Here is a 21,277-nt window from a genome sequence, read left to right on the forward strand (position 1 = left end):
CTTAATTTTGGAAATTAAATGAGTAGTGTTTTTTATGAGGTTTTTTGCTGTTGATAATGCTTATTAAAATTTGAAGAGCATCCTTTAAGTTATTCGGCTTGAGGATGCTCATTTAAAATTTAAGCAGCGGAGTCTTTTTCAACAGCCAGGAAGGGCGAGTTGTCGAGGGCAGCAAAAGAAGCTTCATTATTAAGTAGTCGGATAAAATATCTTTTTTGATCTTTCGTATTAAGGTTCACTAAGCCACCTGTCAGATCAATATTTCTCTGAAAAACAGGGAATTGCTGCATTACTTGTTGTATTTGAGGTATTGATACCCCCGTTTGTACTAAGCTTCCTTTCGAGACCATAGCAAGTCTACGCATAAATGCCCTGTCTTTATACATATCCTTGAAAATATCTAGCGGTGCTGGCATACCTTGTGTGTTAACAATTCCAAGACTGATTATCAATGGCGTTGAGTTGTTTGCAAGATTATCTATCACACTCTCTAACCCATACATTCTTTCAAGTAATTTAATATTTAATGCGTAATATTTATTCTGGAAGAAGAAAAAGTCAATAGTGTCATTTATATCAATACTATCATGAGTTATTTTATCTAAGGTTCTGCCATTTAAACTAAAAAAAGATTTTTTTGTTTTCTTATGTAGTGAAACAGGGTATTTGTGTTGGTAAATTACTACACTGTTCCCATTGCCATCACAAATATGGTAAATTACGGCTTTTACCGATGTAAGGCTTTGTGTAGTGAAATCAAACTGTGTTGCATTACCATTGACTCCGAAATTTAGCACATCGTTCATCTTCGTAAATTCAATAGGGAGGTGATTGATTGCTAAATGGTCATATTCGAAAACTTGTTTGTCTCGTTCCAGTAATGTTGACACAAGTGGGATTACTGCCTTACCTCTGTTAGGTTCAATGATATTATCCATTATACTTTTGGAAAATGAAGTGGTCAGATCTACTTCGGCATTAGGTTCAAGATTAACTTTAAATATATCTACAACACCTTGAGTATCAGCAACAAAAAAAGCTTCACCAGAGATTTTCTGTGATTGTAAAATATTTTCAATGTCAGTGAACATATTGTGATCTCTATATTATTTTAGCCAAATAAGTTTCATCGTCGATTTTTATATACTTTATACTATCTGTGCTTTTTAGAACACCACGGCATATAATTGTGCATTTTTTAACACCTCTATCATGAACATTAGCTTTGTATATTCTGAATCCGAGTATTGCAAGTGATGGATTTGAATAAAACCTATTTGTTTTTACGTATATCGCGCCGATGACAAATATCATCAATCCTAAATTTAATACAGTTCGTTTACTGTCGACATCAGTAAAAACTAAGGGCATTATATAAGTGGTTAAAAATTCTAAATGCTCATGATTTTCATTGCTAATGTCTGATACAGTACATGCAACAGACCAGCCCGAACCAAAACTATTTGCAAGAATTATTAAAATAATTGCACCGATAAAGATGAAAACCAAACTAACTATGAAAACGATATTTCTCACTCTCAATGACGAGATCGGAAAAGTAAAATTTTCAGTGAAAATATAGTCCCACACATTTTTTATCAAAACCTTATCGTAGGACATAATTAATAATGATAAAAATAAAAGCCACAGTGATAGTATATATAGTACTGTTTTAAGATATGGCCTGCTATCCATTAGCTTCTCCTGTATAACTTAAAATAGTTTATATGCTAAAAATTTAGGGAATCATTTTCCTAATTCTCCAGCTAAAAGTTCAGCCTGCTTCAAAATGGTCTCTGTGGCGAGCAAGGACATATCGGGTGGATAACCATATTTTTTGAGCAGACGTTTTACCACCACGCGAATTTTTGCTCTTGCTGCTTCTTTCACTGTCCAGTCAAGACTGACATTGTTGCGGATAGCCTCCGTAAGTACGACTGCCAGTTCTCGTAGTTTTTCCTTTTCCATTAACTCGCGAGCACTGTCGTTATCTGCAACAGCAGAATAGAAGGCATATTCATAAGCGCTGAGGTTTAACTGGGTGGCAAGGCTGTCAGATTCCTGGATAGTCTTGGCAAGCTTGATTAGCTCATCAATTACCTCCGCTGCGGTCAGTACCTTGTTCTGGTAGCCATTGATTGCAGAGGTCAGCATATCAATCAGTTTTTTGCCTTGGGTGATACTTTGATTCGAGCGAACCTTGATCTCGTCAGAAAGCAGTTTTTTAAGCGTTTCCAAAGCAATATTTCTGTGTTGGTAATCCTTCATTTCCTGAAGGAATTCTTCAGAAAGAACGGAAATATCAGGCTTTTGTATCCCAGCAGCGTCAAAAATATCAACAACTTTATCGGTAACCAGAGCCTGATCGATAGTCTGTTTTACCCGAACTTCGAGACTGTCATTGTGTTCTTCTTCTGATCCGTCTGAGTTTTCAGTAAATTTATTCAGTCTGGCTTTTACTGCCTGGAAGAATGCTACTTCGGGTGCCGCTTCCATTGCTTTATCGTGCGGTGTCGCCAATGCAAATGCCTGCGATAAGGCTGCAACCGCAGCCAGGAAACGCATTTTACCTTTACCGTTATCCAGCCCTAAAATATGGTTTTCTGATTCAAGAATAATTGTCAGGCGTTGTGAGGTAGTTGCGGCAAAGTAAGCTTTGTAATCGTATCCATGCATCATGCCTTCCAGGATTTCCAGCTTTTCCTGCATGAGCGTTACGGCTTCTTCCTGAACTTCGGCTGGATCACCACGTCCTCCGGCATCGGAGTAGAACGACAAGGCTTCTTTTAAATCAGAAGCAATACCCAGATAGTCAACCACTAGACCACCGATTTTGTCCTTGTACACGCGGTTGACACGGGCAATGGCCTGCATCAGGTTGTGGCCCTTCATCGGTTTGTCGATATACAGGGTATGCATACTTGGCGCATCAAAGCCGGTCAGCCACATATCACGCACTATCACCAGTTTCAGCTTGTCGTCGTCGTCTTTCATTCGGTTAGCCAGAACCTGACGTTCTTTTTTAGTGGTATGGTGTTTAGCGATTTCTGGCCCGTCAGCAGCGGAAGAGGTCATCACGACTTTAATCACGCCGTCATTTAAATCATCGCTATGCCATTCGGGTTTAAGTGCGACGATTTCCTTATACAATTCAGCGGCAATACGACGGGACATGGTAACAATCATGCCCTTGCCATGATCGGCATTGGACTTTAAGCGTTGTTCAAAGTGCTGGACCATATCCGCTGCAATGGCTTTAATGCGTTTTGAACTGCCAATCAGCCCTTCGATTCTGGCCCATTTAGAACGTTCTTTCTGGGTAAGTGTCAGCTCATCCTCGTTAAACTCATCGTCAAACTCTTCGATAAGCTGTCGACCCTCATCACTGATGGCAATTTTCGCCAGACGACTTTCATAGAAGATACGCACGGTTGCACCGTCTTCAACGGCCTGCGAAATATCGTAGATATCAACGTAGTTACCGAAAACAGCAGGGGTATTTACGTCCGTTTTTTCTATGGGGGTTCCGGTAAAGCCCAGATAGGTCGCATTGGGTAAGGCATCACGCATATATTTGGCAAAGCCATAAACGGTGCGCTTACCTGTTACGTTGCCTTCGCTGTCTTTCACGTCAACTTCTTTGGCGCTGAAACCGTACTGTGAGCGGTGGGCTTCATCAGCGATAACGACAATATTGGTTCTGTCTGACAGCAACTCATAGATATTACTGCCATCATCAGGTTGAAATTTTTGAATAGTGGTAAACACCACACCACCAGACGCGACGCGCAAATATTCTTTGAGTTCTTCCCGGTTATCAGCCTGTTTAGGTGTCTGACGTAGTAGCTGTGTAGCAGAAGAAAACGTACCGAATAGCTGATCATCAAGGTCGTTACGGTCAGTGATCACAACCACGGTCGGATTATCCAGCGCCAGTACAATTTTCCCGGTATAAAACACCATCGAAAGCGATTTACCGGAACCTTGGGTATGCCAGACTACGCCCGCTTTGCGGTCCCCGGTTTTTTGCGCATTAACGAGATCTTTACTGTTACGCCCCTGCTGGCGTACTGCTACTTCGGCAGAGGGGGAGTCCGCATTCACCGCCGAGGCACGGATAGTGGAAAGTACCGCCGCATTGACAGCGTAGTATTGATGATAAGCCGCCATTTTTTTAACAGTACGGATACTGATAATCCCTTTGCTGTCTTCATGTTTGCTGGCCTCAAACACGATAAAGTGGCGGATCATATCCAGCAGTGTTACAGGATTAAGCAACCCCTGTAACAGGACTTCGAGCATTGGCTGGGTACTGGTGGCTTGCGTTTTGCCGTTTGATGTTTTCCATGTCATATAACGACTGAAATCGGCAGAAACCGTCCCCGCTTTGGCTTCCAGCCCGTCAGATATCACATTAAATGTATTGTAGGTAAACAGGCTGGGGATTTGGTTCTGATAGGTTTTAATCTGGTTATAAGCACCTGCAACCGTTGCATTTTCGTCAGCGGCATTTTTAAGTTCGATAACGACTAATGGCAGACCGTTGATGAACAAAATAAGATCCGGTCTACGGGTATGGTTGCCTTCTTTGATGGTGAGCTGATTAATGACCAGAAATTCATTATTCGTGGGATCGTTAAAGTCGATCAGGCAGGCCAGCTCTCCTTGTGTATTACCATCCTTACTGACTTCGATATTAATTCCTTCGGTCAACAGGCGATGAAAAGCCAGATTGTTTGCCATCAGGTCAGGTGTGCTGATCTGCATCACCTGTTTCAGGGCTTCCTCACACTTCTGTTCGCTAAGGTGCGGGTTCAGACGTTGCAGGGCAGTACGCACTTTATCTTCAAGGATAACCTGCTGATAGCTACGTAACGGATTGATGCCACTGGGTTCAATGTCCGGGCCGTAAACATACTCATAGCCCAGACCTTGCAGGTGCTCAATCGCCATTACTTCAATATCGGATTCGGTCATCTTTGCCATGCGTATTGTCCTTATTGCTTACCCAGAGAACGGGCTGTGTATCCGCTTAATTATTTTATGCTACTGACGCGATTGCTTGTTCTGCATACTGAACCCGTACTTCACCGCTCATCAGCTTCGGTAAGAGAGTATCTCGGAGGGTTTCTAGGGTCTGTATTTTTTTGTAGTTGTTATGAATCTTGTTCCAGTAAGAGCCAACAAGTTTATGAAAGTTTTTTAATTTTTCCTCACCTGGATAGAGGAATAAAACATTGCCAATGTCTTCTGGTTTTAAAGAAGGATAGGTTGACGTAGAACCTTCTGCTATTGAGTGCAGATATTCGGTCATATCCTCAGAAGTTAAAAGATAGTAAATAAAAAATGGGCTAATTGATTTGCCAGAAATGACGCAAAAACCTGTTGAAACAACGAGATTTGACGGTGGATCAATGCAAATACCATAATGACACTGATCTGGGCGTACTGTTGATATTATTATGTCAAACTCATTGACTAATCTTTTAGCTCGACTTGGTGCCTCTGATAACAGCATGGTTTGAAGTTCAGATATTTTCCCTTTGGTTAGAGAACCTGTATCCAAGTATTGAATCTCTTTGAAATCATACTTTTTACTTATTGATGATTTATTTAGCTCAACATATTGATTGAGGCTTTTTTCAGGCCATTCATCTTGTGCTTCTTCAATAAACCACTGCCTGAACAGGGTTTCAGCCATAGATTCCAGAGTTTTATTCTGGCGATGAAGCAGATCTATTTTGTCATCAAGAGAGGACAGCACAGAGGCAATAGATTTTTGTTCATTAGGATTTAATGCTGTTTTTGTTTCAATTGAATTTAACAGCTTTTGTGTTAGCAGAGGATGACTTGAACCTTCTGCAAATTGATTTAAATCTAAGTTTTTTAATAGATAATATAAATATTTTGTATTATGTTCACCAACCGCTTTGGCTGACAGAGCATTGTCAGAAATCCAAATGGGCTTATTTTCATAATAAGTAGCACCGCAATAGGCCCCTACACGACCAATTATGATTGTTTCATGATCATAGTTAAAGTGAGATACATAGCTCATAATACCGTTGCCGCCATATACTGGAATATTTCCAGAATCTAATGGCCGGGATTTGCCATTACCAAACGACAACAATGACGCTAGATTTACGTTTGACCACTCACTCATAACATCACCTTCGCCAGATTATCAGCGATAGTTTTATTCAGGCGCGCTTCTTCTTCCAGTTGTGCTTCAAACTCCGCTTTAAGAGCAGTAAACCGTTCTTTAAAGTCGAAATCGTCTTCTTCATCAGCGAGACCGACATAACGACCCGGTGTCAGCACATAATCGAGTTTAGCCACTTCATCAATGTCTACGGAAGCACAGAAACCAGCAACGTCCTCATAGTCACCACCTTTATTACGCCAGTTATGGTAGGTATCAGCAATGGTCTTGATATCGTCGTCAGAAAGCACTTTGGTACGACGATTAATCAAATGACCAAGATTACGGGCATCAATAAACAGAATTTCTTTACTGCGATCACGATACTGGCTGCTGTTTTCACGATCACGGCGCATAAACCATAATGCGGCAGGGATCTGGGTATTCAGGAACAGTTTTGCGGGTAAGTTAACGATACAGTCAATAACATTTGCATCTTTAACCAGCGCCGCACGGATATCACCTTCACCAGAACTTTTCGAAGTCAAAGCCCCTTTTGCCAGCACAACCCCAGCCTGACCTTTTGGCGACAGGTGATACAGAAAATGTTGCATCCAGGCAAAGTTAGCGTTGCCAGCAGGAGGGATACCGTATTGCCAACGGGCATCACTCCGAAGTTGTTCACCTGACCAGTCGGAAACGTTAAACGGTGGGTTAGCAATGATAAAATCAGATTTTAAATCTTTATGGGCATCGTTCAGGAATGAGCCTTCACTGTTCCAGCGGACGTGTTCTGAGTTGATACCACGAATAGCAAGGTTCATTTTTGCCAGTCGCCAGGTCGTCTGGTTGGATTCCTGACCGTAAATCGAAATATCGTCGATATTACCCTGATGAGCTTCAACGAATTTCTCTGACTGAACAAACATACCACCAGAACCGCAACAGGGGTCAAACACACGGCCTTTGTAGGGTTCCAGCATGTTGACCAGCAGGCTTACAATAGATTTAGGCGTATAGAACTGACCGCCTTGTTTGCCTTCTGCCAGTGCAAATTCACCAAGAAAGTATTCGAATACGTGGCCTAAAACGTCAGCAGAACGCGCTTTGGCATCTCCCAAAGCAATGTTGCCAATCAAATCTATCAGTTCCCCCAGCACTGTGGCATCAAGATTCTGGCGAGCATAGACTTTCGGCAAGACTCCTTTTAGCTGTGGGTTACCCGCTTCGATAAACTCCATCGCATCATCAACCAGCTTACCGATTTCCGGTAGCTTGGCCTTAGATATCAGGTAACTCCATCGCGCCAGTTCAGGAACATAGAACACGTTATAGGCGGTATATTCGTCTTTGTCTTCCGGATCGGCTCCTGCAAATTCACCTTCTCCGGCTTTTAGCTGTTCGTAATGTGATTCAAAAGAATCTGAAATGTATTTAAGAAAAATCAAGCCCAGTACCACGTGCTTGTACTCTGCGGCATCAATGTTTTTACGTAGCTTATCAGCCGCTTTCCACAGGATGACCTCTAACGGGTCTGTTTTGATTTCTTTAGGTTTTCTAGCCATTAGCGTAACTTCATGAATAAGGAAAATCGCCCTATTTTGCCTTAAAGTTCCGGTTGTTACGAGCTTATAAAGCGATTAATTTTTTATCTGTTTTAGTGTGTTTGTTTAGCTCAGCAAGTGCAATGACTCATGGAGTAAGTGCTTTGTAGCGGGATTGTAGATGTCAGCTCATTGCCGTCAATGGAGCCACTGTCATTGGCATAATTGCTGCACAGCCGATGCCACGCGTACATTCGCCAGTTTACTGGGGTTCATCGTGTGTACTACACCAGTACACAGTCCAGAAAGTAACGGCATGGCAGAATCGTTTGTGAAGACGTTCAAGAGGGGTTACGTGTACGTAAATGATCTGCTGGCTGTATGCAGTCTCAGTGATGGAAAAAATGGCAGAATGGATAGAGGGCTATAATAATCTGCGTCCACACAAGGGGGGGGGAACATGAAATCGCCACGCGAATATTGTGATGCCATATTAGCAGTTAATTAGCCGTGTCCGTTTTAGCAGGGGTAACTCCAGTATTCAAAAAGATTTCTTAGTGCACATACATGAGGTGAATATATGCACAGGCTATGACAAACCATAACTATAATTTTCAATATTTAAAATTCTCCGTTACAGCAAGACATTCCTTGCACATTAAATTCCATCTAAGGTTGAATTTTTAATTTAATAAGGTTGTAATTAAAATGATGTGTATGGGGTTGTTTGTAAAATTATTTTTTTATTTTTGATAATGATAGTTAAGGGGGGAGGGGCTATTCAAGGATATAGATATTCAAGGTTGGTAGCGGTTTGGTTTCTTTTCTAACCGAAGGGCAGAAAAGCAAGGGGAACTCGAAGAAGCAAGCGCAGCGGCTTCGCAGAGTTAGCCCTTGCTTCATTTCGCTATAATAATAAAAAATCGCAGTGCCTGATATTTTATATAAAGATATACAGCTTAACTTGCATTTATTTTAAAGCTTCTCTTGCAGCACAGAAGATGCTATAAATTTCCGCTTCGGTTGAATAGATGACACTGTATGGTGCTTATAATTAAAAAATTATTCACTCAAGCAATTCTTTTTATAATAAATATTAGTTATTTCACAAAAATGCTTGACATTCTTTCTTAAAGTGATTAATTGTAATGTTGTATAAATTTAAAACAAGAGGTTAAATAATGACTGAATATAATACGGCCTTCAATGAAGTAGACTTGCTTATGAATGAGATGCTTGAAAAATTAAATATATCATTAAATGAAACGAATTTATATCCAACTGATGATATGTTTCGGATAATTGTGCAAGAGATTGATGTTGAAAATTTAAAAATACTATCTTTTATTTATAACGAAGGATCTCAAGAGGTTATAGACAATATGACTCCCGTAATAAAAGAATTCATGTACTGGTGGGGAGATAATTTAGATTATGGTACTATTAATATCCAATCTCTAATTGCAAAAAAAGAAGAAAAAATAATTTCTTCAATCATATTAGAAAATTCAGATAAAGCTAAAAAAATAAAAAGAATTTGATGGCTAATTGCAATCCTGACAATCATGCTCTCATGACCATTTTTTAGAGGGATGAGGGGCTGTTGCATTCACTTCATAGGAATACCTACTCATAGAGGCTGTCTGGCACGAGCGAAGCTCTTTGATCTGTTTCTTGACTGCGAAGATCTCTGTTTTAGCTAACTCACTATTGCTACTTTTTGCATCAAGATGGCTTATAAGGCGGTTCAGCTTTTGGGATATGTTAGACTGTGATTTCCAAGCTTCAACATTGATAGCAGGAACGACAGGAGGAAGCCTATCAAGAGAAGTTAAACGAAGCCATTCGCCTTTGCTTTTGTCACCTCTGTTTTTATTGAGAATAGCCAATTCTTCTTTATTAAATCGAACACTGACACAATGTATTCGCAAAGATTGAGCAGGGGGGATATGATTATTGACTGGTTTAAAATCATTTGTATAGGATAAGGTTATTGTATTACTCATAGAAACTCCTTTTCATATGTGTATTCGCTTTATGGTGAGCAATCCTTGCACACCCATAATACAGTTATAATAGAAATGCAATTTATGTCAATTAGTTAGATAAGACTTTGACTTTCTTTCTTTTTCAACCGAAGGGCGAAAAACAAGGAGACTAAACGAAGCTCCGCTTCGTTTAGTCATACCTTGCATCTATATAGATGCTATTGACATACTCATATAATGTTGTATCAATGGATTATTGTTAAAATAGATGAGGCCTGATTATGATTAATAATAAAAAAATACTATATCTGTTGGCTTTTATGTTCCTGTTATCATTCATATACACTTTTTTCGTTAATGAACTATTAGCTAACAGCAATAGTCTTGGTGAAACATTTATAATTTTACTACCTATATATTATATTATTGTATTCCCTTTTGTTTTCTTTCCTGTAAATAAGTGTAGCAACTGAAAATATTAACTACACTTTTAAGAATTGAAATATGATTAGTTTATGAATCTACTGACGAAAGCCGAAATTATTTTTGCGAACGACAATGCTGCAATTATTACGAGAAGTGCATAGCCTAACCCGCTTTGAAGGAATATAGGAAAAAGGTCATTTTGGACACCAGGTAAAGAATCAACGCATAAACTTATCGCAGCCGAAGCTGTCGCAAATGAAAATAGCCACTCAGCTTGTACTTCGTATCTTTTATAAAATACAGAAAAACCTAATGACAAAATTGCAGGGGGAATTAAGAGTATATATTTAGATAAGCTTTCATTAGAGTGATACTTATGATTAATTATTACCCCAAGAACAACGAAGCCAGCAAAAATAAATAACAGTATTAATATGATTAACCACCGTGGATATGATTTACTTGTGCTATTCATATAATTACAACCTTTTTATTTGTTTGGTTTTTGATATGTGAATTTATATAACATCTTCCCATCTGCTGCTGATAAATAACAGTGTGAAATATTTTCTTTGTTTGGGATTATTAGCATGAGAAAAAAAGGTCTTGTATGACCTGATTTGATAAATAAGTCTTGGATACTGCGGATATCTGTTCCTGATGGGCTTGCCATTCCTTCGTTATGTGTATGCCAATCACCTAAGTAGTGGAAACCCTGCTTGAATAACGATATGATATCTTCTTTGGCTTTTTTCTCATCTAACTTGAAATAATTTCTTTTCCTCAAGTCAGTAGAGCCTGGTGTAGTTATTTTATTGATTTCAATCTCAGAATCATTGAGATTATTGGAAAATAGCATACCTCCTGATTCTTTACTAAAACAGTGGGTTTGACGATGAGAAAATAATTCATCTACTATGCTTTGGCTGATGCATATTTTGAAATCTAATTCGGCACAATGAAATTTATGCATCACTTTTTTCCCAATTAGAATTTTCAAAAATCAAAGGTATAATACAATCACCCTTTCCTGGGTTTCCGAATTGTGCAATCCATTTATCATTCCAGTTACCACCAAGTTCTAAAAGCTCTGCTTCTCTTCCTATGTAACTATATGCAAAAGATTTATTTGAAAAACGATCCATGATTAGATCTATTACAGTTCTTGCCGTTAGAGCATGTAAATTAGTCAAAGGGATAGCTCCGTATGGTTGGAACTCTCCGGCACATGCTGCTATTCTTTTACGAGTATTTTCTTTCCAGTAAGTAGCAGGATATTTTAATGCACCTATATTTTTGCCTTCTGTAATATGCCAGCTATTAAAAGCATTAGAATCCACTTGGTTGACTATTACATGCCCCGCCATTGCATGAGCTTCAACAAATGCAAAGACAATAGCACCGAGAATGTCTTCCGACTGTCTTTTAATTAACTGCTGTTCAGTATTCCAATGTGCAGTGCAGCTTACTATAATATCGGCTTCTGCAATTTTTTTGTTATACTTGGAATCTTCTGTCCAATCTTCATTAAAAGCTTCTATATAGACATTTGGAAACTCTTCCCGTAGCCTTGAGGCAAGAGCTAATGCTTTATTTTTATAAACAGAATCAAATCCTAATAGATGACGAGAGGAGTTTTCACTCTTCATTAAATCATCATCCCAAAGCATCATTTTTCTAATGCCTGATTGAAGTAACAGTCTTGATACCGAAGATCCTACTGAACCACATCCGACGATAGCTACTTTATGTTCAGAGATTTTCTTGTAAGTTTTGTTATGCTCACGACCCGTTAACCAAGAATCGTCAGAACGGTCTACTATAAGATTTTCTGTTTTAGTTTGGCCTATTCTATTTTTTAAAATCTTTCCATCAATGTAATTTCTATAACCATCTAATAAAGCTGTATTTCTGAATCGACCCCGACTAATACCTCTGGTATCAAAGCGGTCAGTGGCAAGATCACTAACTCCCTTAGGAATCTGTATTCCTATAATATTCATCCCAGAAGGCGTTGGGAATGAAACTAGAATTATGGGCTTGACATTGAACATATTAGCACAAGATCTTAAGATCAATTCAATAGTGCTTTCTGGATCTTCCTGTTGCTGATTTATGAGTTCAAAAAAATCCCTTGCAGTTTTGGGATATTGACTCGGATACCAGGCTTCATTGAAGAATATCAATGGAATTGAAACTACTTTAGAGAGTTGCTGTTGCCTTATTCGTTTATCTTTTGAATTACTTCCATCCGATTCTAATGGCAATATTTTTTGGTTTTCCAACCAGTTAATTAATTCTTTTTGTGTGTCAGAATATATTACTCCAAATTTCCGGGTCCGATAACCGAAAACCAACCTTGTGTTTTTATTTGTTAGATCACACTGGCTTATAAGTCGATCTATTTTATTACATTGATAAATCCAATAGTTCTGGAACTCATCAATAAAATCCTCATTTAAATCACCATTTATTCCTTTTCTTAGCATTAGTATAGCATCGTTTAGTAAATCGACTGCATAGGTCATATCATTATGATCGATGATATAAATGTCAGGCCAAACACATAACTTGCCATTTTTTTCCAAGTGTGGGAGTTGGCAAACATCAATTTTTGGTGAGGAAATAAACACATCTGGGATGTCAAATTGACTAAGAGTTTTGTATCTTAGTTGCAATACAATAGGTTCATTACTAAATTCTAAATCAGTTACTAATTCCCAAGCACAAACATATTTACCGTTGAATTTTGATAATTCATTCGTAGAAAGCTTCCTTGCACCATAAGGTGCAAGGATAGTGCTCAACTGATCTATCTTTTTATTAAGACAATCAGGCATAACCACCACCACCTTGTCTATTTACAGCGGCACTTGATGATTCGGCCATACCTAATGCAGATGCAGCAATTTTCTTAATACCGTTATCGGAAATTTCAATCTCTAACGGAATATTCTCTCCATTCTTTTTATGGTCTGACACACATAAAAACTGACCTTGCACATCATCTACTATTTTTTCATATTCTTCTTTGGCTCGGTATGCTGGAGGATCTTTTTCGTCATTTTCAATTGTTTTAGAGCTTGAAATTATAAATGCTTTTTCTTTTGCTCTATTAAAAACTTCCATAGCTTTCTCGGAAGTTTTAGCATCATCTCCTTTTTTGCTTAAACTATCATGAGATAGACTATGCCAAGAACAGTGATGTGGTGCTTGTAAAATGTCATAATCTAACCATGACATAGAATATTTATTGGTTAAACGATCTCTAACACCTTCCCAACAAACGACTTCTGCATCACCACCACTTAAAAAGTGTGCAGTTTTATTGTCACCTTTAATTTCAAAATTTATTATTACGCTGGAATGATTTTTACCTAATTTATCTTCCAACTCATCAAGATCTTTCTTGGGTGAAGGACCCAATAAATGAGCTTCAAAATATGAAGAATAACTTTGATTAATCCAGCGGGTTGTTTGGTCTAATTCTAATAGGATACCTGGTATGTCGTCTGTTTTCCCATCTTCGTCTTTTCCTAAGACCAGAACTTGGTTTCCAACTCCATCCAAATAATTTTTTTCTTTATAAAGATTAACTCTTCTCTTAACTTCTTTATTCAAAGCTATTGCATCATCGCATAACGGATGATTTTGTGCATGGTGTCGCCTGAATACAATTGGACTTGACCAAATCTCATTTATAAAAATTTTATCGTTCTTCTCACTCCAATCTTCTGGTTTTCCTAAATGAAAGTGGTCAGCCACCCCATCACAATGATCTGAATCAGGGTGAGTCCAAATAAAAAGATGGACAAACAAACGACCTTCGTTATTTCGAGGAAGCTTTTCTCTGAGTTGGGTGCGAACATCAGGATGTTCTTCACCATCCCTGATGCGACAATCTATTAAAATATTTTTATCATCTTCCGTTTGGATGAGGGTCATATCCCCATTCCCAACGGGAAAGAAGCATATCTTTGCAGACATATCATATCCTTTTTAATTATTTCTGATCGGAATTATCACCCGATCTTGCTGTGCGAGATTTTTCAATCCCAAAAATAGCCATACCAACATCTTCAATTTTGCCAACGAACTTATCGACATTCAACCCTGCAAAGAAGGCAAATGCCATATATCCGTAGTCACCACCACTGCCATTTTGTGATGCATCTAACACTATTAATCCAGCTTTAAGGAATAGATAAGCCACTACACCGCAGATGCCACTAACGATAGGTCTTAATACATACCAAACATGCCAACGGTCATCCCAACAATTCCTAACACATTTGTTTAGATATACTCCACGAATGCAGTAAAGAGTTCCACCAAGAACACCTATCAATCCACAACGAATCATGAGCTTCTTACTCATGATCCATTCAGGGAATACATCGCCCTTTACTAATCCTGCATACACAAGCACAACAAGTAAGAGTAATGTGAAGAGATAACCGATTATCCTTTTCATATGTAGCCTATAAGTAACTTTTGAAGAGGGTTTTTATATTTATTCATTTTAGATCATGACATTAGATTGTCTAGAGAAGTACTGCTGCATCATCGGCGTGTGAGAGTCTAGATTTTCTATTGTACTCATTGGAGTGTGATATCCATATTTCTTAATTTTTAATGAGTTAGTGAATTTTATGGTTATCATTAGGTTTCACGTTGTCTCATCGAATATCATGAAATCCTACAGTTAACAGTAGGAATTCATGACTGCATAAGGTGCATGATAACGGAGTCTTTATGGCAGGAAAACAAGAGGGAAAGCCACTTTCGTTTAAAGCGGTAAAAATGATGAAGCCTGGTGGCAAAGATGAAGCTGACGTAGGCGAAAATCGTGGTTTACGTCTCTCATGTGGTGCCACCGGGATGAATTCTTTTTTCTACCGTTACGCGAGTCCCCGACTGGTAAACTTGTTCAGGTTAAAATTGGTAACTTTCCACGACTTCTCTCGTCTGCTGATATACGCCATTCCAGTTCACGTAATGCTCGCCACACTTTTTTCAGTAAAAAGGTGAGTATGGCCAGTATCGCTCCAGTTATGCCAGGTAGTGCCTGCCAGATCAGGAATGCCAGTAGTTGAAGCTTCAGTGGTAAATTCAGCCGTTTGCCGAGTATAAGTGGCTCCATCACTGAACTCAGAGAAAGGTTTAGCATCACGAAAAATCCGGCGACCAACAGGCCGGCCTGTATATCGAAAAAGATCAGCGTCTGAAGGACCGGCGGAATCGCGGCAAGTAAGGAGCCGAGCGCTGGTACATAATTGAAAACAAACATCAGCATGCCCCAGAAAAAAGCAAACCGACAAGCAGTCTGTCGATTTTTAACATTTACCCCGTGATGTTTCATGGTGTCTCCGCACGGTGCAGGCAGTCATAGATGACCGGCAGAACCATTAAGGTAAGGATCGTCGCAAAACCCAGACCAAACATAACAACCACGGCCATACTCTGAAAAAAGACATCCCTCAGCAGTGGCGCGAAACCCAGTACAGTGGTGAAGGTTGTGAGCAGAACAGGACGTAAACGTGAAGTGGCGGCGGATATAATCGCTTCATGTTGCGGCTTCACCTGTTTCTGATGCTCAATCTCCTCAACCAGGACAATCCCGTTACGGATCAACATTCCACTCAGACTCAGCAAACCTATCAGGGCCATAAAGCCAAACGGAATGTCGATAAGTAAAAAACCCGTTGTGACGCCAATTAATGCCAGCGGCACAGTAAGCCAGATGGCGAAAGCATTTTTCAGCGAACTAAACATCAACACAGTAATGGTGAACATCACCAGATAACCTAACGGCAGGGTAGAGAACAGGCCTTGCTGTGCCTCGCTTGAACTTTCCGCATCTCCTCCCCACGTAATGTTGTAACCGTGCGGCAACGGAATCTGTTCAATCTGTGGGCGAACGCGCGCCAGAATATCGGCGGAAGTGGCATTGCTCAGTGGGTCAGGGTTGGTCATGACGGTCATAACCCTGCTGCGATCGCGACGCAGAATCAGTGGATTTTCCCATTGCAATACGAACCCATCGACCACGTTACTGAGTGGAATATAGCGTTGCTGATTTTGGCTCCAGACCTGGACATTATTAAGATGATTAATGTCATGCCGCTCGTTTTCGGGCGGACGCACCACTATCGGCATCATATCCGTGCCTTCGCGATATAGTCCGATGCGACTGCCGGAAAAATTCATTTCCAGCGCGTCATCTACTTCTTTTTTATCCACACCTAACTCTTGACCGAGCACTGGATTATATTGCGGGCGAATGACTTTACTGCGGTTTTGCCAGTCGTTACTTACACTACTGGTATCGCGATTGTCGGCCAGAATAGTACTTACTTTGCTGGCAATCTGGCGCATGATATCGGGCGCTGTCCCTCTGATGCGTACCTCAATACTGCTACTGCCCGAAGGGCCAAACATCACGCGATTGGTACTGGCATTGACCTGCGGGTAATCCTGCGCGATAACGGTATCCAACTGGCTCGCCAGTGCCCCAATATTGCGCTCATTGTCCATTCTTACCATGATTTGTGCGTAATTGCTGTACTGACGCTGACCGTTGTAAGTCAGGATAAACCGCATGCTGCCATGACCTATCGTTGACACCGTGGAAACCACGCCTGGGCGACCGTTAATTATTTTTTCAATATCACTAGCCATTTTTTCCGTGGAGGTGATGTCTGTACCATAAGGTAGCCACAGATCCACAAAAAAAATCGGTGTACTGGCTGAAGGAAAGAAATTTTGTCGTACCGAGCCAAAGCCCCAGATTGCTAACGCCAGCAGTACTGCCATGACTGAAAGTGTGGCTGTTTTGTGTGCCAACAGAGTATTCAGGATGTGCTCATAGAGTCGGTAAAAACTGCCACTATAGGGAGCGAATTCTGATGGCTGCTTAAGAGGGGATTCGGTTTTAAACAGCCACCATTTAACCAGTGCCGGCGTAATGGTTAGGGCTGTGAACCAACTCAGCATCAGTGAAATTAACAATACCTGAAACAGCGATTTACAGTATTCGCCCGTTGAGTCCTGTGACAGGCCAATAGGAGCAAATGCCAGGATAGCAATAATTGTGGCTCCCAACAGTGGAAGTGCGGATCGCCGAATAATAAAGTTTAGCGCTTTTACCCCTGACGCGCCCTGCTGACGCGAAATGAGTAATCCCTCCACAATCACTATCGCATTATCTACCAGCATACTCAGCGCGATTATCAGCGCCCCCAGGGAGATGCGCTGAAGCTCAAGTCCCCACAGATACATAATAAACAACGTGCCCAGCACATTGAGCGCTAATGACAGGGCTATAATAATGCCGCTGCGCAGACCCATGAATATCACCAAAATTCCGATGACTATCGTCAGCGCCATTAGAAAATTAGTAAGAAAGCCATTTACTGAAGATGCCACTTCAGCAGACTGGTCGTAAAATACACCGATCTGCAGACCGGCGGGTTTTTCCTCAGACATCTGTAGTAACTTAGATTTCAGCGCTTGTCCCACGTCAATCACATTAACACCGGGTATAAATGATACCCCCATCATCACGGCGGGTTGACCATTGGCGTGATAAATGCTGGAGGGTGAATCAGCGAGACCGCGCGTGAGTGTGGCTATATCTTTCAGGCGTGTGCTGGCGCTGTCACCCGCTGGGCTAACAAGCAGATGGCCCAGTTCATCAAGATTTTCGAATTCGCCGGTGGAATGTATACGGATTGATTCTGTACCAGATTTTATCACCCCTGCGTTTGACACAATATTCAGTCGACTCAGCGCAGCGGATAGCTGAGCCGGCGTGATGCCGCGCGCAGCCATTTTTATCAGTGACACCTCTACATTGATCTGTGACGTTATGATTCCTCCGGTCATGACCTTGCCTACGCCAGGTACCAGTACCAGCTCACGTCGCAGCTGTTCGGCATATTGTGCAAGCTCTTTATTGCTGAAATTGTCACCGGAAATTGAGAAGAAAAAGCCAAAAACATCGCCAAAATCATCGTTTACGAAGGGCTGCATGACACCAGGCGGAAAGACGCGTCCTGCATCACCTACCCGACGACGTAATTCGTCCCAGATTTGGGGTAATTTATCCGAGTGGTAGTGCGAAGCGATGTTCACTGTGATTTGCGACATCCCGTTGGATGAAATCGAGCTGATGTTATCCAGATAGGGCAGTTGCTGCAGGGCTTTCTCCAGTGGTTGCGTTACTTCTTCTTCCACTTGCTCGGCGGATGCCCCAGGATAGAGGGTAACAACCACGGCGCTTTTAATAGCAAACTCTGGATCTTCAAGACGACCGATGTTAAGTAGTGCAAAAATACCGCCGATACCTAGTAACAGAATGAGCAGCCAGACGCGGACGGGATTATTAATAAACTGTCGGGAGATATCCATTACAGTCCCCCCTCACGTGTCCAGATACGAACCTGCTGCTGAGCATGTATTTCATTCACCCCGGCAGCGACCACCCGTTCACCGTTTGTTAGACCGTGTGTTATTACGATACCGCCCTCGGTGAGTTCACCAGTGGTTACACTGCGTTCTTCCAGCGTAAGCTGCTCGCCGCTGCCCTTTACCACCCAGACGTGGGGGTGATTGAGTGGGCTGTTGTCCGGGTTAAACACAGCTTCAACTGGCACGACCAGCTTTTCACGCAAGGTACTGGCTGGCAGTTTTGATAGATCGATGGTGACCGTACCACTGACCCCAGCAACAGCAGGGAAGTCAGACGGTCGTGGCATGGTTAAAATCATCTTCCAGGTGAGCGTGTTATTGTTGCTGCTAGCCGAGTGCTCTTTGTAATCAGCCTGAAACTGGCGTCCCGGCAGTGCAGTGATGTGCACCAGTGGTCGATAGGCCATATTGCGAATGTCCATTGCGGTAAACAGGTTTTCCGGCACGCTGAATGCCACATCGAGCATGTCGTTGCGAGCCAGAGTGGCGATAGCCTGTCCGGCTGCCACAACCTGATGGTTTCGAGCATTTACACTGACAGCGATACCGGAGAACGGGGCGGTGAGTATCATTTGGTTCAGTTCTTCGCGAGCGATCTGTAGCGCCGCGTTTGCAGCATCTCTTCTGGCACGTTGTACATCCATCTCATCACGCGAGACGGCATGGCGCGCAGACAATGCCTGGAAGCGTTCAAACTGTCGCTGTGCAAGGTCGGCTGTAGTCTGCCGTTCTTTTACCCGTTGCCGAGCTTCATCGGTAGAGAGTCGGGCGATCACTTGTCCTTTCGCCACTGGAGTTCCCTGGCGGATATCAAGCCATTCAATACGGCCGGAGCGTTCAAAAGATAGTGCAGTGGAATCGCTGTACTCAATTCTTGCGGGGAGAATACGTTGACGGGCCTTTTCAGACTTTCCCACCTCCACAACTTTAATTGTGCGAGGTTGAATGGGTAAATCTATTTCTTTCTGCTCGCACGCTGTAATTAAAAAAGCGGCAAAGATAATCAGGGGTAAATAACGAAACAATTTTATATCCTCAGCGATAATGATGTAATTAATTTTGTAGGGTTATATATGTGAGCGGACGAAAACAGAATGCCAGCCAGAGGCTGGCACAATGCAGACTCAGTTTGGTTGGTATATAACTTCCTTTATTTTTCCGCTAGTTACACGTATTCTTGTCGTGCAAGAAGAAACAGATACAACACGGTCCTTACTCCGGAGGCATGGACGAGTTAATTCAAATGCTTATTGGTAAAAGTTCAGTCACCGCATTCAATATCACTGTGTACCCGCAACCGTAATGAGGGGTAGCCATTGGTACACGGTATGATAAATTCAGGATGTTGTTTAATACTGCTATAATTTAATATTAAAACAAGGGCGGTGACTTAATGTCATTGCAGGTTTAATTATTTAACTCTGTAGTCACGCTTTTATTGTTTTAATATTCAACACAAGTCAGAACCCAGGCATCCGGATTACCGATAAGCCAGGCGTGGTTATCAATTCTTTCACGCTCAAAAATCAGGGTTGCGTCATCACCGCCGACTTCTGCCAGTAAGATCTGAAAAATATCATCCTCAACATGGTCTGCTGGTAATCTGCGAACGCCGTCATTCTGGTATTGGAGAGTATGGTTATCTCTCTGACGGCCATCCCGCAGAAGAATTTTACGGCTCACGCTTTGTGTTACAGCGCCTCCCACGACCTTACCATTAAATGAAATAAATCCCGTATTATCTTCATATAATTGAATGGTTTGCTTAACATAGAAATCATATACCACTGAATTTCTTGTTATACGATAGCGTGACTGATTCGTACATTTGAAGTTACTGATACCATGGGCATAGTTAAATGAAACACCCAGGCAGACAGCAATCAGGACAAGACCCATGCACACTATCCATTTAATTTTCATGATTGCTTCCAGTTGTGGTAGTAGACGTTGTCACACGCGATAATTTGATTATTTTTTCCTGCTGTGCAAAGCGAAAAAAGGGTGCGCCCGGCGCTTCGCGCGGTAAAGGAGTCATTACTGTCAAATATCACCTTTTGTTCAGGGCCGCAGGTGGCAGCATTGTCCTTAAGAATGGCAGCAATATTCTGCCTGGCTTTCTCCCGATCTCGCTCACTCAGATTTTTCATATACACCACCTCGCACCCGGTCGCCAGACTGTCTTTATACAACGGGTAGTGGCTGGTACTGACCGATGAGACGGTATTAAAAAAAACGATCGCACCGCAAATGAATAATGTCAGAACGATAATCACCGTGAGATACGCATTTTTTAAAGAAAACAGTTTCCCGGCACGTTGAGAATTGACCTGTTCAGGTATACTGAACGGCACTGTCTGGGTTAACTGAAGCGTGATGTCAGGATTTAGCCTGAACCCCATCTTCGGTACAGTAATTATCAGTTCTTCGCAGCCGAATGCAGATAATGCGCGACGTAAGATGCTGATATACTGATTAAGGCTGCTATTGGACGCCTGTAAGCCATAATCGTCCCATACCATAGTTAATAATTTCTCACGTGATAGTATCCCTTCAGACGCCCCTAATAGGGTTTCCAGCAAGCGACTGGCCGTTAGGGTGAGTTTTACCGTTTCCTGTGTGGCACAATGGGTTAGCGATCCATCCTCTGGATTAAACTTTATTTTCTCCGCAATTAAAAAAATCATATTGGCAATTACCAG

At 41.3% G+C, this 21,277-nt stretch carries 15 protein-coding genes and 2 pseudogenes; 2 read left to right on the forward strand and 15 right to left on the reverse strand.

Annotated features, from left to right (window positions below; genetic code table 11):
- Window positions 1-119: 119 nt before the first annotated feature.
- From IB196_RS04730 to IB196_RS04750, 5 genes are read right to left on the reverse strand one after another with little or no spacing between them, the layout of a single operon-like run.
- Window positions 120-1,091: a Kiwa anti-phage protein KwaB-like domain-containing protein gene (locus IB196_RS04730; protein ID WP_021241920.1), complete on the reverse strand. Its 972-nt coding sequence runs from the start codon at window positions 1,089-1,091 to the stop codon at window positions 120-122.
- A 10-nt stretch (window positions 1,092-1,101) separates the two neighbouring features.
- Window positions 1,102-1,695: an anti-phage protein KwaA gene (kwaA, locus tag IB196_RS04735; RefSeq protein ID WP_021241921.1), complete on the reverse strand. Its 594-nt coding sequence runs from the start codon at window positions 1,693-1,695 to the stop codon at window positions 1,102-1,104.
- Window positions 1,696-1,746: 51 nt separating this feature from the next.
- A complete protein-coding gene (locus IB196_RS04740) occupies window positions 1,747-4,986 on the reverse strand; it encodes a type I restriction endonuclease subunit R (RefSeq protein WP_048232686.1) in 3,240 nt (1,079 codons plus the stop codon).
- A gap of 55 nt (window positions 4,987-5,041) precedes the next feature.
- Window positions 5,042-6,166 carry a restriction endonuclease subunit S gene (locus tag IB196_RS04745; RefSeq protein WP_021241923.1) on the reverse strand — a complete coding sequence of 375 codons (1,125 nt, stop codon included), beginning with the start codon at window positions 6,164-6,166 and terminating at the stop codon, window positions 5,042-5,044.
- Window positions 6,163-7,710, reverse strand: a complete 1,548-nt coding sequence (locus tag IB196_RS04750) for a class I SAM-dependent DNA methyltransferase (RefSeq protein ID WP_021241924.1) — start codon at window positions 7,708-7,710, stop codon at window positions 6,163-6,165. Before IB196_RS04750 ends, IB196_RS04745 begins: the two co-directional genes overlap by 4 nt.
- Before the next feature lie 211 nt (window positions 7,711-7,921).
- On the opposite strand from IB196_RS04750, the pseudogene IB196_RS04755 reads away from it, so the two are divergent.
- Window positions 7,922-8,197 (forward strand): annotated as a pseudogene (locus tag IB196_RS04755) (integrase core domain-containing protein); the annotation flags it as partial.
- A gap of 673 nt (window positions 8,198-8,870) precedes the next feature.
- The gene (locus IB196_RS04760) at window positions 8,871-9,230 is read left to right on the forward strand and encodes a hypothetical protein (protein ID WP_004114822.1); all 360 of its coding nucleotides are present in this window, start codon (window positions 8,871-8,873) and stop codon (window positions 9,228-9,230) included.
- A 30-nt stretch (window positions 9,231-9,260) separates the two neighbouring features.
- Here IB196_RS04760 and IB196_RS04765 read toward each other — a convergent pair whose 3' ends face one another.
- From IB196_RS04765 to IB196_RS04810, 10 genes and pseudogenes are all read right to left on the reverse strand, one after another.
- On the reverse strand, window positions 9,261-9,695 hold the full coding sequence (locus IB196_RS04765) for a hypothetical protein (protein ID WP_004114820.1): 435 nt from the start codon (window positions 9,693-9,695) through the stop codon (window positions 9,261-9,263).
- Window positions 9,696-10,593: 898 nt separating this feature from the next.
- Complete coding sequence (locus tag IB196_RS04770; protein ID WP_031275127.1) at window positions 10,594-11,076, reverse strand: Mov34/MPN/PAD-1 family protein; 483 nt, start codon at window positions 11,074-11,076, stop codon at window positions 10,594-10,596.
- Window positions 11,069-12,943: a ThiF family adenylyltransferase gene (locus IB196_RS04775; RefSeq protein ID WP_021241926.1), complete on the reverse strand. Its 1,875-nt coding sequence runs from the start codon at window positions 12,941-12,943 to the stop codon at window positions 11,069-11,071. The genes IB196_RS04770 and IB196_RS04775 overlap by 8 nt, the downstream gene beginning before the upstream one ends.
- Window positions 12,936-14,090: a hypothetical protein gene (locus IB196_RS04780; RefSeq protein WP_004114812.1), complete on the reverse strand. Its 1,155-nt coding sequence runs from the start codon at window positions 14,088-14,090 to the stop codon at window positions 12,936-12,938. The genes IB196_RS04775 and IB196_RS04780 overlap by 8 nt, the downstream gene beginning before the upstream one ends.
- Before the next feature lie 16 nt (window positions 14,091-14,106).
- Window positions 14,107-14,481, reverse strand: coding sequence for a hypothetical protein (locus tag IB196_RS04785; protein ID WP_123912595.1), 375 nt, complete (start codon window positions 14,479-14,481; stop codon window positions 14,107-14,109).
- A 552-nt stretch (window positions 14,482-15,033) separates the two neighbouring features.
- Window positions 15,034-15,420 (reverse strand): annotated as a pseudogene (locus tag IB196_RS04790) (AI-2E family transporter); the annotation flags it as partial.
- A gap of 41 nt (window positions 15,421-15,461) precedes the next feature.
- A complete protein-coding gene (locus IB196_RS04795) occupies window positions 15,462-18,515 on the reverse strand; it encodes an efflux RND transporter permease subunit (RefSeq protein ID WP_188232175.1) in 3,054 nt (1,017 codons plus the stop codon).
- The gene (locus tag IB196_RS04800) at window positions 18,515-19,600 is read right to left on the reverse strand and encodes an efflux RND transporter periplasmic adaptor subunit (protein WP_040232224.1); all 1,086 of its coding nucleotides are present in this window, start codon (window positions 19,598-19,600) and stop codon (window positions 18,515-18,517) included. The genes IB196_RS04795 and IB196_RS04800 overlap by 1 nt, the downstream gene beginning before the upstream one ends.
- Window positions 19,601-20,018: 418 nt before the next feature.
- Window positions 20,019-20,498 carry a hypothetical protein gene (locus IB196_RS04805; RefSeq protein WP_040232226.1) on the reverse strand — a complete coding sequence of 160 codons (480 nt, stop codon included), beginning with the start codon at window positions 20,496-20,498 and terminating at the stop codon, window positions 20,019-20,021.
- Entirely contained in the window at window positions 20,495-21,262 is a 768-nt protein-coding gene (locus tag IB196_RS04810; protein ID WP_040232227.1) for a winged helix-turn-helix domain-containing protein, read from the reverse strand. Before IB196_RS04810 ends, IB196_RS04805 begins: the two co-directional genes overlap by 4 nt.
- Window positions 21,263-21,277: the final 15 nt, after the last annotated feature.

Source organism: Citrobacter sp. C6_1 (genome assembly GCF_014596835.2).
Lineage (GTDB): Bacteria > Pseudomonadota > Gammaproteobacteria > Enterobacterales > Enterobacteriaceae > Citrobacter > Citrobacter pasteurii.